This window comes from Corynebacterium sp. ACRPE (assembly GCF_022347435.1).
In the GTDB taxonomy this organism is placed as follows: Bacteria; Actinomycetota; Actinomycetes; order Mycobacteriales; family Mycobacteriaceae; genus Corynebacterium; species Corynebacterium tuberculostearicum_D.
The window spans coordinates 116514-130761 of the sequence record NZ_JAKRNA010000002.1; the positions used below are offsets into that span (position 1 = coordinate 116514).

Sequence of the window (14248 nt, forward strand, 5' to 3'; positions counted from 1 at the left end):
ATAAGTGCGGGGTAGTAAACCCCGCACTGGCTGAGTTTTGCTCTAAGGCTGGATGCGTCGCGCTATGAAGTGGATGCCAGCCGAGCAAATGATAATGCTTAATCCCGTGAAGAAAAATAGGCCAGGCCAGGGTGCGCCGATTCTCATTTCCCCGAAGGCCTCGATAAGGGTAATCAGGAGACCATTGGCGAGAGCAAGGCTCACAATAATGCCGATGATAAACAGAATCCGCGCTAGTAGGGAGCTTTGATTGGCGCTGCTTACCACGGACCCTATGAGCGCGCCAATATATCCGGTCAGCAGGTGGCCACAAATAAAGCTTCCCAAGGTCGCGACTCGAGCGAAGAGAGGCCTGAGACCGGAACTGCCAGGAGAGATAACCCACGACGAGTACATGTCTACGCCAGCGCGTAGCGCGGCATAAAAGGTCAGCCAAGCAATGGCGCCGAATACGAACGCGGCTAGCCATAGGGTCGCGTGCATGCTCATCAGCCACTGTTGTGGCTGCATTCCCAGGCCACGAAGGGCCCGGTATTCAGTTGCGGTGAAGGCGCAGTAGAGGCCCCAAATGAATACGGCGAGAATTCCCCAGCCGGCAGGGTTAGCGCTAATCGTAGTTGGGTCGGCGGGCAGGAAATAAGGCATGCTCCACAGCAATGCGACGATAATACTAACGGCAATAAGTGTCTTGGTGGCGTTGAGATTAAAGGTCTCCAGCAGGGACATTTTAGGACTCCTCTTGTCGGGTGCGGGCGGATTCATGGGCGTGGGAAACAAGGGAATCAATGAGCTGGCCATCGTCGAGGTAGGAGACGGTGACGTGGGCAGCGGCTGCGGTATCGGCCGGGAACGGGGCCGGGCACCAGGCGTGCACCTTGGAGGTGGAGCCGAGGGAGGAATGGTGGAGGGGGAGGGCGTCGGCAAGCGTGAGGGCTTGCTCAACGTCCTTTACGCTGCCGGTGAGCACGGGGTAATGAGGCCGCTGCGATTCAAGGTCGGTGGGCCCGTTGACCGTGCCTTCCTGCACGGTAATGACCTGGTCAATCAGCCCCACGAGGTCTTCCGCGCGGTGCGAAGAAAGCAGGAGTAGCCAATCCGGGGTGGCGGCGGCATGGGCAATGATGAGCTCACGGAGGCGCGTGCGCGTCGGTGCGTCCAGGCCGTTGAAAGGCTCATCGAGGAGAGTGACCGGCGTGCGCGCTGCCAGGGCAGTGGCGCAGGCAACCAGTTGGCGCTGGCCGGTGCTTAAAGAGCGGTTCTTGCTGCGCTTATCGACGCCCATCTTATCCAACAGTTCCTCCGCATACCCCACGTCGAATCCCTCACGTACGTGCTCTGCGGCCCGCAGGTGTTGGGCCACAGTAGAACCGGAAAGCAAGATATCGGCGCCGGTGCGCGCGATCGCCACCGACGAGGCGTCGATGTTGCCTTTGATGGGCAGGAACCCCGCTACCGCGCGCAAGAGCGTGGTCTTGCCGGCGCCATTGGGGCCGATTAACCCGTACATGCCGGAGTTGAGATCGAGGTGCGGCACGTGCAGGCGGTGCTTGCAGGTAACGTTTTGCAATTTAAGGTGCGTCATGATGGTCTCCTTCGGCTTCGATGAGGGCAGCGATGTCGCTGGCGCTTAATCCCAATGCGGCCCCTTCTTTCAGGAGGGGAACGATGAAGTCTTCCCTGAGTGATTCTTCGCGCTGATGTCGAACCTTCTCGCGCGCGCCTTCGCGTACAAACATGCCCAAGCCGCGGCGCTTTTCCAGCAGCCCTTCCTCGAAGAGGACGGTGAGCGCTTTGGCAGAGGTAGTCGGGTTGACGGAGTGAAACGCGGAAAGCTCGTTGGTGCTGGGGGCGCGTTTGCCCTCCGGCAGCTCGCCGTTGATGATCATGTCCCTGATTCCTCCTGCCAGTTGCTGATAAATAGGCCGGGTGTCACTCATACTGCAGCCCCTCTTATTCGTGGCATATGATTCCCTTTCTGGTGTATGGGTTTACCACCTATGTGGGTAACCATATAACGAAAGGTGCCCGCGGTCAACGGTAAATGTGACCGTGGGCTGAGTAGGGTGGTAATTAGCGCTGGCTAAGGCGTTTTTGTTGAGTGAGTGCTCCGATGACAGTGCCAAGTAGAACTGCGATTATGGTTAATCCCATTGCTGTCCAATCGATTGCGAATAGAAAGCCGTCGCCAAGCAAAAAGCTAAATGCTGCTAAAGGAGCGAGGCCGCTAAAGGTTCCGATTACTAGGGAGCCAAAACAGATAAAGCTTATGGCCCACGAAAGAGATTTGAAGCTCCAATCACGGCTAAGCCCCAGGTGGAAAAAGGCTGTATGCAACGCTTTCATACTGCTATTCAATCCGCGGGAAACCACCAAGGCTATGGCAATCGCGGAAAGTAGAGCAGCCGTAAGGCTGATGTAGAACGATATGGGGGTCTCGGTTTCGTAACCTTTGGAAAGCTGGATGTCTTCGGGCGGTATACCAAGTTCATTTGCGACCTTTGGCACATGGCCTGCCTTTTGGGTGGATAAACCGTCGAATACCCAGAGGGGTGAATTAGTAGGAAGCTCAAGCTGTTGTGCAGTATCTTCTAAAATGACACCTCCAACTTGCTTCTCCCAGTAGTTCCCAAAAGAACTTTCTTGGGCGTCGAGGGTGTGCGACTTGCCATTTGAATCAGTGATCTGTGTGTGGGAGGCGTCGACAAGCTTTTTGTCGCGTACAAGAACGCCGCCGCGTTCAAGAGTTTGTCTTTCGTTAGAAGTAAGTTTCTCGTCGGTAAGTCTTTCCCAACTATCGGAATCGTGAACGGATATAACGCCAAAAGCTCCTGAGACATTGGGGTCCATCGGTAGTCCTGCGGAAAGTTGCTGCACGGAAATTGGCTCGGGCAGGTCACCTTGGGTTATTAAAGAATTCTGTGCAGTTCCCCTGACGGAGTCCGCCTCAGCTGGCAGAGTTAAGATTGCCTGGTCAGGTGGGACAATTGGTGCATAGGATTCAGCTTCCGAAGCGGTCATGCTAGCGGCCAGACTGCTGCTAAAAATGGCTATCCCAACCGTGCTGGATAATAAGCCCAGCCCAATAAGTGGAAGAATGCGGTGTGAACTCAAAAACCGCCGAGCAAGACGACTCGGTGACGTGGGTGCATTGCTTTTAATCGAAATAGTCAAAAGGAGCGCCACCGCAAAAGCGACCGCCAACGTGGGGATCGGGGCTAGGGTTGTGAAAATTTCCGGACCGACCACCCCTGCGAAAAGTACGGTTACTAGTGTTATGCCGCACAAAGTGGGGATCGCTCCAGCTGATGCTCTTTTCCATTTCAAGGAAAGCTCATGTTCAGCAGTGTGAGTTTTATGAAATTGTACTGGTAGCGCAGTTGTCAGCGCGCTAAAAATTGGCGGAAGTACGGCAGACACGAGCAGCAATCCGTACCACTTCCAGGGGAGTGTGACATCTCGTCCGGGTACGGATCCCAGATTTGCTAGTTGGTCCCTAAAGAGGTGGGGAATGAGTGCGCCGGTGATAATTGCGCAGGTTGAAATGGATAGAACTAGGAAAAGAAGACGGAGGTGAAAGATACTCCACAACTTCTTTCTGGCAATTCCGAGTTGATGTAGTGAAGCAGCTGGAGTTTTGAGTGCGCGGCGTTGAGTAGTCGTTAAGAAAGCGGAGAAGAACAGCGGCAAGACAAACGCAAACGCACCGAAGAAAAACGAGTATTCATCAAGGAGGCTTTTGGGAGGTTGTTCTTCCAGCGATTGCTTAGAGAGGTATGACAGTTTCACTGCCTCTTTGGCACTGAGCTCGGCATTGTCACTGTGCGCAATGCGATTCATTGTCCTTTCCAACTCGCTCGGGTTCGAGGACTGGTTATCCAAAAGCATTGGGCGTGCACCAACGCTTGATGGAGATACAGGTGTAGTAGTGAGATCCCAGGTACCTGGGGCCGCATAAACAGCGCTTGCCTTCGGCATAAACTCATTTGTGACGGTGCCGACCACGTTTACCTTGAGGTTGCTGCTAAAGGCACTGACCTCTGTTTCCTCGGAAATGCCGCTAGGCGTGGTTGCAACTATTTCCCCGGGTGAAGTGGGCCACCGACCTGATTTCAAGGTCAAGCCGTAGCTGGAACCGTGGCTTGCCCAATCACCCTCTGCGTATGTCATTCTGTGACTGGGATCAGCGTCGGTGTAGAAATCCTGCGATATAAGCTCACGGGAGAATCGTTCGGGGTCTCCCGGTGAGGATAGGCAATCGTCGATATTGTCGCCTAGAGCAAGTGAACAGGGCGCGTCTGCTCTCTGTTGGTTATCGCCTAGATTGGATGCGACGTGTTGTTCGACGGACATCGTCATAAGCATTGAGCTTGTAGCCACAGCAGCGAGGAGAAGAATACTAAGAGCTGCTAGTGCGTACATAAGGCGCACTTTGGGTTGCTGCTTGGTGATTTTAGACAGAAGTTGACTAACCAAGTGACTTCTCCGCTTCTTGGGCGTTTTGCAAAAGGCCGTCGATCAGGGTGAAAGATCGAGTGCAATACTCCAGCACGATCGGATCATGGGAAGCGGTAATGATGGTCGTTCCTTCGCTAGCGAGTTTTTGGAACAAGGCGAATACGCTTCGCGAGTTTTGTTCATCCAGGGCAGCAGAAGGCTCGTCTGCTAATAGGACGGACCGTTTCCCGCTCAATGCACGGGCAATACCGACCCGTTGGCATTGCCCGCGGGACAATTCGTCGGGGTATCGAGTTTCAAGCCCCTCGAGCCCTACTTGTTTTAGGAGGGATTCGGCCTCCGTTCGAGATTCTGTAGCCTCGTATCCTGCCGCTGAGAGGACGAGCTGCACATTTTCTGCCGCGGTCAGCTCGGGAATGATGAGATCGGATTGGTGGACAACGCCAACAACCTCCCTACGTAGTCGAAGCGAGTCCTTTTCGGACGCGGTGTCTACCTTGATTCCGTTAACCGTGATGGAACCCGAATCGACGGATGTAAGTCCGGACAGGGTATCTAAAAAGGTTGTTTTTCCTGAACCGCTTTTTCCGGAGATAGCAATGAATTCTCCTGCTACTGCTTCTAAAGAAACTCCTTTAAGTGCGTGAGTAGCTTTAGGGCCGGAGCCGAGCGTTTTATGAACTTGGTGAATGAGAATATGGGTCATTTAATTCTGAAATATTGAAACTGGGAAGAAGGGTGATTTTCTTCCTTCTTCCCAGCTAATGATTGATTACTTAGCAGCCCCGATTAGTGCGCCACGAGGTGAGAGTGTCGTTGCTCCACCAGCCCACATAATTGTTATTGGAAAATGGGGTCATGGTGTGGCACTTGCCGCCGCCATTGGCGTGCTGATACCAAGCAGCATGGCCTCCGGTGTTATTAATCCAAGACGACATCTTGTCATTAGCGTTGCGCGAAACATTCATGATTCCGATTCCTGGGCCACGGGATCCCAGGAACCCTCCGAAGTTTGCTTCATTGAAAATGCATACAAGGCCTCCGCCGCATTCACTTGCGGAGGCGGCGGCTGTGGGCACAGCGATACCGCTTAGTGCTGCGATAATAGCGCTAGCTGTAGCGAGTTTTTTACTCTCATTTTCTCTCCTTGTTAGAGACTGGTGGAATGTGCGCTGAGTGCGCACTAAGAAAGTAACACCCTGAATATAAATCAGTCTTAATTAAAGGGAAACTTTTATGGACGGGAGATGAACACTTTGTAAATCTAAGAGGGGGATCCACTGCATTTTTGTTGAAGAGAAGATTTGCAAGGTTTACAGGGGTCGTAAGTCTGTTGTTACTGGTCGGGTTGCAGAAATCCCTCGGGTGTCGCTCCGGTGCTGGTCGGTGTGGCGAATTTGGCGTAGAAAAGGGCAGACATTTGAGGGGTAGCCCTCTAAACTGAGATGCGGATCACCCAACAGGAGGCGTTGCACTGCGGCGTCTTCCGAGCTGAAAGGAACACAGAAGTGGCTAATCCCGCGCTTCCATCGTTCAAAAAGATTCTGGTAGCTAACCGTGGCGAAATCGCCGTGCGTGCATTCCGTGCTGCCTTTGAAACTGGGGCAAAGACCGTCGCGGTCTATCCCCGCGAAGATCGCAATTCTTTTCACCGCGCTTTTGCGGATGAAGCTGTGCGCATCGGCACTGAAGGTCAACCGGTTAAGGCTTATCTGAGCATCGATGAGGTCATTCGCGCAGCAAAGAAGTCCGGTGCAGATGCTATTTATCCTGGTTATGGCTTTTTGTCTGAGCGCGCGGATCTCGCTAGGGCCTGTGAAGACAATGGCATCAAGTTCATTGGCCCTACCCCTAGCACCCTTGACCTGACCGGCGATAAGGCTGCCGCGGTGAACGCCGCAAAGGAGGCCGGGCTGCCGACGTTGAAGGACTCGGAGCCATCGACGGACGTCGATAAGCTGGTGGAATACTCCAAGGACTTCAACTTCCCTGTATTCGTTAAGGCTGTCGCCGGTGGTGGCGGGCGCGGCATGCGCTTCGTGGAATCTGAGGACCAGCTGCACGAAAAGGCGGCCGAGGCCTCTCGTGAGGCAGAGGCGGCCTTTGGTGACGGCAGCGTGTACCTAGAGACCGCGGTAATTAAGCCGCAGCACATCGAGGTGCAGATTCTGGCCGATAGCCAGGGCAATGTGGTGCACCTTTTCGAGCGTGACTGCTCGGTGCAGCGCCGCCACCAGAAGGTGGTAGAGATTGCGCCAGCACCATCGCTGGATTCTGAGCTGCGTGACCGCATCTGCCAGGATGCGGTGAAGTTCTGTGAGCACATCAACTACGAGGGCGCGGGCACCGTGGAATTCCTCGTCGATGAGCGCGGCAACCACGTCTTCATCGAGATGAACCCGCGTGTGCAGGTGGAGCACACCGTGACCGAGGAAATCACCGGCGTAGACATCGTCAAGGCCCAGATGAATATCGCGGCCGGCGCATCGCTGGAAGATATTCACCTCGCCCAAGACAAGATTTCCATCACCGGTTCTGCTCTGCAGTGCCGCATCACCACCGAGGACCCGAATAACGGCTTCCGCCCGGATACCGGCACGCTGACCGCGTATCGTTCGCCGGGCGGCGCCGGCGTGCGCCTGGACGGTGCAACGTCCGTGGGCGCAGAGGTTTCGCCCAACTTCGACTCCCTGTTGGTGAAGATGACCTGCCGTGGCGTCAATTTCGAGCAGGCCGTGCAGCGCGCCCAGCGTGCGCTCAACGAGTTCTATGTCTCCGGTGTGGCCACCAATATTGGCTTCCTGCGCGCCCTGCTGCGCGAGCCGGACTTCACCCAGACCCGCGTGGACACCGGATTCATCAACGCGCACCCGCACTTGCTCAAGGCACCGCCCGCAGTCGATGAGTCTGGTCGAATCCTCGAATACATCGCGGAGACCACAGTTAATAAGCCCAACGGTAAGCGCCCGACGGCTCTGCGCCCATTTGATAAGCTCCCCGAGCTAGACCTTTCCGAGCCGCTACCGCGCGGTTCCCGCGATGATTTGCTCGAGTTTGGACCACAGAAGTGGGCAGAAAAGATTCGCCAGCAGGATGCGCTGATGGTTACGGATACCACCTTCCGTGACGCCCACCAGTCCCTGTTGGCCACCCGCGTTCGTGGCACTGCTTTGGTTTCTGCGGCCGAGGCCGTAGCGCGCATGACTCCGAACCTCTTCTCCGTTGAGGCTTGGGGCGGTGCGACTTATGACGTCGCCATGCGCTTCCTCCACGAGGATCCGTGGGTCCGCTTGGACTTGCTGCGTGAGGCCATGCCGAACCAGAACATCCAGATGCTCCTGCGCGGCCGCAATACCGTGGGCTATACCCCGTATCCAGATTCGGTCTGCCGTGGCTTTGTCCAGGAAGCAGCCAAGTCCGGCGTGGACGTCTTCCGCATCTTCGACGCACTTAACGACGTCTCTCAGATGCGCCCCGCCATCGATGCCGTACTCGAGACCAATACCACCGTTGCTGAGGTGGCCATGGCGTACTCCGGTGACCTTGCCTCGCCGAAGGAGAACTTGTACACGCTGGATTACTACCTCAAGCTGGCCGAACAGATTGTGGAATCTGGCGCCCATATCCTCGCCATCAAGGATATGGCGGGTCTGCTTCGCCCTGAGGCTGCTTCCAAGCTGGTCATGGCGCTACGCAAGGAATTCGATCTGCCGGTGCACGTGCACACGCACGATACCGCGGGCGGCCAGATGGCAACCTACTATGCGGCCGCCTTGTCCGGTGCCGACATCGTCGACGGCGCCTCCGCGCCGTTGGCCGGTACCACCTCGCAGCCGTCGCTGTCCGCCCTTATTGCAGCATTCTCTCAGTCCAAGCGCGATACCGGTATCGACCTGCAGGCCGTATCGGATCTAGAGCCCTACTGGGAGGCCGTGCGTCAGCTCTACGCCCCGTTCGAGAACGGTATCCCTGGCCCGACCGGTCGCGTGTACAAGCACGAGATTCCAGGAGGCCAGCTGTCCAACCTTCGTGCCCAAGCCGCTGCCCTCGGCTTGGCGGACCGCTTCGAGGTCATCGAGGACACCTACGCAGCAGTCAACGAGATGCTGGGCCGTCCGACCAAGGTCACCCCATCTTCCAAGGTTGTGGGCGACCTCGCCCTTCACCTTGTCGGTGCAGGCGTAGACCCTGCGGACTTCGCTGCTACCCCGACCAAGTTCGATATTCCGGACTCGGTCAACCAGTTCCTCCGCGGCCAGCTCGGTACCCCTCCGGGCGGTTGGCCAGAGCTGCGCGATAAGGTGCTCGATGGCCGCGAGGAAACCGGCGCCCAGGTGAGCGAGGTTCCTGCGGAAGAGCAACCGCATCTGGAATCCGATAACTCGGATGAGCGCCGCGCCAGCCTGAACCGCCTCCTGTTCCCGAAGCAGTTCGAGGAATTCAACGAGTTCCGCCGCAAGTACGGCAACACGGAAGCATTGACGGATACCACCTTCTTCTATGGTCTTACCGAAGGCGAAGAAAAGGTCGTCCACTTCTTCCCGGAGGACTCCACCGATCGCGCCGACCTCAAACAGGTCGTGGTGCGCCTCGACGCCGTGGGCGAGCCGGACGAAAAGGGCATGCGTAACGTGGTTCTCAACGTCAACGGCCAGATTCGCCCAATGAAGGTGCGCGATGAAAACGCCGAGTCCACCGTCGCCACCGTAGAAAAGGCCGACCCCTCCAACGAGGGCCATGTCGCCGCACCATTCGCCGGCGTGGTTAACCCCACCGCCAAGCCCGGCGACGAGGTTAAGGCCGGCGATCAAATCGCCGTCATCGAGGCGATGAAGATGGAAGCATCCATTTCCGCCACCAAGGATGGTGTGGTCGAGCGTGTAGCCATCGGCCAGGCCACCAAGGTGGAAGGCGGCGACCTCATCGCCGTTATCAACTAACTGACTGACGCCAGCGCCCCGCTTCCTTCGAGCAAACCTCTAGGAAGCGGGGCGCTGTGCTGTCTGTAGGCGGCTTTTCGCGATTTTCGTCCATATAAACCACCAAAACCGTCGACGAAATCGGTGGTTTGTATGGACGAAAATCTTGATTCAGCGGGGAGGGCTAAAATTTTCAGCCTAGTAGGAAAGGTAGCGCTATTGAGCCGACCAGAACCAGAAGCGTGATGATAAGGAATGCCTTGGCCTGCCAGCGGGCGAAGTTGAACGACACGCCTGTGCCGAAGCGCTTATCCACTAGTACCGCCGGATCCTCCGGGTTGTAGTACATCACGCCCCATTTATAGAGGTGGTCATTGTGGCCTAAACGACAGGATGTGTTGTTTTGCGGCGTGTCGGGCTAAACGACATTTTGTGTTGGTGGGGTTTAGCGCATGCGGCCTTTGCGTATTCCCATAGAGTGGTTGTAGGCAGTGTCGATGGCACTGTCGTAGGTTGCTGGTCGGCCGTCTTCGTGGCCGCTGGTGGCTTGTTTTTCCTGGTTGGCTAGGGTTTGTGCTTTGGCGAGTGCGTCCTGGCCCCAGTTTTGCTGCCTGGCGATCTCTACAGGATCGTCAGGCAGCTGCGTATGTAGATGCAGCCACCAGTCGCAGGCGATGCGTTGTTGTTCGTCGCGCAGTCCTCGGTGGGTGTGCATGAGTTTCTTTATTTGTGAGTTCACTGCGCCTTCTAGCTTGTTGGTCGTGCGTTCCAACCGTTGGCCTTCTTTAGCTTCGGCGAGGTAGGCAAAGAGGTGTCCTTGTTGGCTCATTTTCTTTAGCTGCAGGTAAATCCCGCGATGGGTGTAGTGGGTGTACCACCATTTTTTGTTCCGGCGCTTGGACTTAGGAATCTGGTCGAAGGGGACGTCTTTGACGTAGGTACGGGCTTTGAGCTGAGTGCTAAATACGGTGCCGAACTGCTGTAGTTTTACGGTCCATTCGGCTGCCTTATCTAGGTTGTCAACGGCGAGTAGTTCAAAGGAAAGCCGTCGTAGTGCTTTGCCCATCGGCGAGGTGGGATAAAGGCCGGTGGCACGTTGGATATTGCGCTTGACGTGGACAATGCAGCGTTGACCGGGGTATCAGGCCACAGGTGGTGTAGTGCTTTAAGCCCTCCGGCATCGCCATCGCAGGTAACCAATTGTGGTGGGGCTAGCGGGTCGAGTGGGCGCATATACGACCAGGAGGATTCTTTCGTGCACCAGAACCAATTGATGACATGGGTGGAGTCGGCAGCTACAACAAGGCATTTGGTGTTGAAGTAGGTGCCGTCGATGAAGATTTGATCGTAGATTCGCTGCTTATCAACGCGTCTAGGAGGTTGGATAAGCCAGAACGGTGTGAAGCGTCGTTGCAAAGTTCGTGGTGAAACATCGCAGGTTTTAGCGGTTTCTTCCAGGCTGTTGCTGGAGGTGAGCCAGGAAATGAAAAGGCGGAACCATTTGGCTTGCACGGCGTCGTTATTCACGCGGGTGAAGGTGGCTTTGCAGGTGCGGCATCGCCATCGTTGGCGCTGAGAGCTTGTTGTTCCGTGTTTCGTGCATGTCCCGCCGCAGACGGGGCATCGAGGATGATTTTTACTCATCCTCTCATCGTGAACCTAGGTGCCTAGCACACCGGCATGGCTTTGGCGGTATTTCATGGTCGAAGCTGGGATATCCCTCTGGATAAGTGAAATATTCCTAATATCAGCACGCCAGACCGGCTAACCGTACAACCTCACCAACACATCCTGTCGTTTAGGCCGTCATTGTCCGGTGATTCTTTGTCTTCATCGGGAAAGCGGATTCCACGCAGTTGCTCAGATAATTGAGATTGTTTGTAGAGAAGAAATGCAACCAGTCCGATGCTGCCACCGATGGTAATAACCAACATCGTGATAATGGCGGCGCCGTTGAATCGCTGAAATTGCGGTACAGGGCCGGTTACTTGCATGAAGGCCATGCCGGCACACATGAGCAGGGTGAGAACTCCCATTCCGGTATTCGTGAAGGCGAGGTTGGCCTCGTTGCGCAGTCGAGCTTTAATGCTGCGTTCTGAACGTGGGGATACCTCACTATGTGCGATAAAAGAGCAGATGATGGCGAAAAGCAAGAGCATGCCTAAGGCGATGAAGGAGATAGAAAATACGCTGCCGATATTCTTTTCGCTCCAATTATCCGCCTCCATGGAAGAATTCCAGTGCACTGGAACGGGGTCAGGAATATCGGACCAGTGGGAAGAGGTGATGATGGCACCGGCCGCGATGCACAACAGCGAGGCGAGCATTGTTATCCACGGAAAAGTCGGCGTGGGGATGCCTTCGAATTCGGGTGTGCCAATGGCGGTGGTGGAAACACGAGCAGCGATGGTGGTTTCGACCTCGTCGAACCAACCGCCGGTCTTTTTCGCCGCGATGATGCGGCGGCGTTGAGAGATGTAGGCCCACAAGCCGCCGAGCGTCACCAAGAGGGACGGTACGGCGGCGAGGAGTGGCAATTTCCATGCAAAGAGGGACAGAATTGTTGCCGCGATGCCGCAGCCCCAAGTATGGACCTTGTATCCAGCAAGAGCAGAGGTAACTGCACTATCGGAAAGGTAGTCCTTTGGCACGCGCACACCGAGCGGTGTGCCGGGTGAGGCAAGGGAGGGGGCTTTGGCCATAATCCAAGTAATTGCGAGAGTTGTGGCGGCCATTAAGAGGGCGAAAATCATGACGATACTTCCAAGTGTTTAAGAGTGGAGCTGAGGTGGGTGTGGAGCTCATCTGGGCTAAAGCCTTGGGCACGGGCGAGCGCAACTACTCGGCCTAATTGCTCAGCTAGTTGTCTTTCTTGAGCCTCGGTGTGAGCGCCGGGTCTGACGATGGAGCCGGAGCGGCCGGCGGTTTCAATGAGGCCGTCAGAGACCAAGAGGTCGTACGCCTTTTTTACGGTGGCTGGGTTGATGCCGATGTCTTTGGCGACGCGGCGGACAGGGTCTAGCTTGTCGCCATCAGAGAGCTGGCCGCGAGCTATGGCCAGTACTAATTCATCGTGGATTTGTTGGAAGACGGGGACATCTGAATCGGGGTTGAGGTTAATGAACATCTGTCACCTCCAATCTTTATTCTGTATTACTTATAGTAACACAAACTGTGTTATGTGAAGTAATACAGAATAAAGCTCAAAAGAAATCCCCAGGTATGTGCAACTTATTGAAGTGGCGTACCTGGGGAAAGCGCAGGGCGACTAAAAGAAGAGGACCACAGCTACGGCCGCAATGCCGTAGCCGCCGCGCAGGAAGTAACCGAAGACTTCGGGGGAGAACGAAGCACCGAAGCCACCGGTGTCGATGATGTTCATGGTGGCCACTCGCGCTGGGCGGGAGCGCTTGAAGGAGGCGTAGGTAAGTCCTAAACAGCACGCGGCGAGTACGAGTACCGGCAGCTTCCACACGGCGGCGATGAAGGCGGTACCGAGAACGGCGGCACCGGCTGTCGCGGTCAGGGGAAATCCCCAGTCGGGCCAGGTTCCGTCGATGATGCGGCCAAAGGATGCGGCGCGGCCGGTGGCGGCGCCGACGATGGTCCATGCGGCAGCGAATCCTATGAGCGCCAGGCTGCCGAGCTGTGGGACAAGGCCTAGGGTGAGGCCGATGACAGCTACCGCGCCGAGCGGGATGTACCAGCGGCGGTATAGGCGCCGGATAAAGAGATAGCTGGGCGACGTCGTGGCGCGCGAGCTGGGGCGCAGGCGCGCCGACTGGGAAGCAATGGCATCGGCAGAAACCTCAGAATCCAAAAGCCCAAAGGAAGACGAGCCGACGGCACGGGTGCGGCCCGCGCGAAGAAGCGAGGCGAGGTCGAAGGAACGCCAGCCGAGCGCTATGCGCAGCAAGGGGAGGGTCATCGCCGCATAGAGCGGAAGGCGCAGCGACGCGCACAGGGCTAGGCCGAGGAGGCTCACGCCGGCGAGCTGGGCAATGGACAGCTTATCGACGCCCCGCATACGCCCCCGCGGCCTGTCCACATAGACCCACCGGCTGAGCGAAAGGCTGCGCAGCGGATAGAGCGCTTCAAGAAGAACGATGAGGGCGAGGGAGCCGACCCCAGCGCCGATGGTCGCGGTGGCGGGCAGGGCCGCGGCTGTGCGCTGCGCGAGCGAGGGCAAAACCTCGGCGGCATTCTGCCAAGCGTAAACACTGACGCTCGCGATGAGCGCCGCTATAAAGGCGTAATAGAGGGCTGAGGAGGCTGTGGACAGAAGCTTCATGAAATTTCCACCACCTCGTCGCAGGCATCGAAGATGGCCGGGGAGTGGGAGGCCAGCACTACACAACGGCCCTCGGCGGCGAGGTGGCGCAGCTCCTCGGCCAGGAAGGTGGTCCAGGTGTGGTCAAGGTGGCGCTCGGGTTCGTCGATAAGCAGAGTCTTGGCAGGCTGATAGAGCTGGGCGGCGAGGTAGACGCGTTGGCGCTGACCAGAAGAAAGGTCGCTGACCGCGGAGTTCCGGATGGCGTCGTCGATAGCCCAGAGCTCATGGACCTCGGCAAAGTCCACGCCGGAGCGGCGCGAAAGCAGGGTGAAGTGCTCGCCGACGGTGAGGTCGGGCAAGAAGACCGGGTCCGCGACTGCGATGACGGAGCCGGCGGCCTCTGCGCTGCCGGGCCCGGTGCCGTCGATGGTAACGGTGCCCTCGAGTGGGGCAATCTCGCCGCTCAACGTCTGCAGCAGCGTAGATTTACCCGCACCATTGGGGCCCTTCAAGCCGTATACGCGACCGGCGTCGAAGGTGCGATTCAGGCGCCCTAAAGCGGTGGAATGTCCATAAGTTGCATCTATTTTCAGCATCGTAG

Annotated in this window: 14 protein-coding genes; 1 reads left to right on the plus strand and 13 read right to left on the minus strand. The window is 56.7% G+C overall.

Annotated elements, in window-relative coordinates; all coding sequences use genetic code 11:
* Positions 1-42: 42 nt before the first annotated feature.
* From MHY13_RS01840 to MHY13_RS01865, 6 genes are all read right to left on the minus strand, one after another.
* Complete coding sequence (locus MHY13_RS01840; RefSeq protein ID WP_239192805.1) at positions 43-726, minus strand: transglycosylase; 684 nt, start codon at positions 724-726, stop codon at positions 43-45.
* Between the two features lies 1 nt (position 727).
* Positions 728-1582 (minus strand): ATP-binding cassette domain-containing protein, encoded by an 855-nt coding sequence (locus MHY13_RS01845; RefSeq protein WP_239192802.1) that lies wholly within the window; start codon positions 1580-1582, stop codon positions 728-730.
* A complete protein-coding gene (locus MHY13_RS01850; RefSeq protein ID WP_239192799.1) occupies positions 1569-1937 on the minus strand; it encodes a GntR family transcriptional regulator in 369 nt (122 codons plus the stop codon). Before MHY13_RS01850 ends, MHY13_RS01845 begins: the two co-directional genes overlap by 14 nt.
* Positions 1938-2070: 133 nt before the next feature.
* Positions 2071-4350, minus strand: a complete 2280-nt coding sequence (locus MHY13_RS01855; RefSeq protein ID WP_239280325.1) for a hypothetical protein — start codon at positions 4348-4350, stop codon at positions 2071-2073.
* 115 nt (positions 4351-4465) lie between these two features.
* Positions 4466-5161: an ABC transporter ATP-binding protein gene (locus MHY13_RS01860; RefSeq protein WP_239192780.1), complete on the minus strand. Its 696-nt coding sequence runs from the start codon at positions 5159-5161 to the stop codon at positions 4466-4468.
* Between the two features lie 70 nt (positions 5162-5231).
* Positions 5232-5639: a peptidase inhibitor family I36 protein gene (locus MHY13_RS01865; protein WP_317000130.1), complete on the minus strand. Its 408-nt coding sequence runs from the start codon at positions 5637-5639 to the stop codon at positions 5232-5234.
* 324 nt (positions 5640-5963) lie between these two features.
* Here MHY13_RS01865 and MHY13_RS01870 point away from each other — a divergent pair, with 324 nt between their 5' ends.
* Positions 5964-9395, plus strand: a complete 3432-nt coding sequence (locus tag MHY13_RS01870; protein WP_239192777.1) for a pyruvate carboxylase — start codon at positions 5964-5966, stop codon at positions 9393-9395.
* Positions 9396-9567: 172 nt separating this feature from the next.
* On the opposite strand, the gene MHY13_RS01875 is transcribed toward MHY13_RS01870, so the two are convergent.
* The 7 genes from MHY13_RS01875 to MHY13_RS01905 all read right to left on the minus strand — a co-directional run bounded on the left by MHY13_RS01875 (position 9568) and on the right by MHY13_RS01905 (position 14243).
* A complete protein-coding gene (locus MHY13_RS01875) occupies positions 9568-9723 on the minus strand; it encodes a DUF5808 domain-containing protein (protein ID WP_239280467.1) in 156 nt (51 codons plus the stop codon).
* 96 nt (positions 9724-9819) lie between these two features.
* On the minus strand, positions 9820-10440 hold the full coding sequence (locus MHY13_RS01880) for a hypothetical protein (RefSeq protein ID WP_239280327.1): 621 nt from the start codon (positions 10438-10440) through the stop codon (positions 9820-9822).
* Positions 10386-10901 (minus strand): hypothetical protein, encoded by a 516-nt coding sequence (locus MHY13_RS01885; RefSeq protein ID WP_239280329.1) that lies wholly within the window; start codon positions 10899-10901, stop codon positions 10386-10388. The genes MHY13_RS01880 and MHY13_RS01885 overlap by 55 nt, the downstream gene beginning before the upstream one ends.
* A 251-nt stretch (positions 10902-11152) precedes the next feature.
* A complete protein-coding gene (locus tag MHY13_RS01890) occupies positions 11153-12127 on the minus strand; it encodes a DUF1648 domain-containing protein (RefSeq protein ID WP_239280331.1) in 975 nt (324 codons plus the stop codon).
* A complete protein-coding gene (locus MHY13_RS01895; protein ID WP_204610055.1) occupies positions 12124-12501 on the minus strand; it encodes a GntR family transcriptional regulator in 378 nt (125 codons plus the stop codon). The genes MHY13_RS01890 and MHY13_RS01895 overlap by 4 nt, the downstream gene beginning before the upstream one ends.
* Positions 12502-12642: 141 nt before the next feature.
* On the minus strand, positions 12643-13665 hold the full coding sequence (locus MHY13_RS01900; protein ID WP_239280333.1) for an ABC transporter permease: 1023 nt from the start codon (positions 13663-13665) through the stop codon (positions 12643-12645).
* Positions 13662-14243: an ATP-binding cassette domain-containing protein gene (locus tag MHY13_RS01905; protein WP_239280335.1), complete on the minus strand. Its 582-nt coding sequence runs from the start codon at positions 14241-14243 to the stop codon at positions 13662-13664. Before MHY13_RS01905 ends, MHY13_RS01900 begins: the two co-directional genes overlap by 4 nt.
* Between the last annotated feature and the right edge of the window lie 5 nt (positions 14244-14248).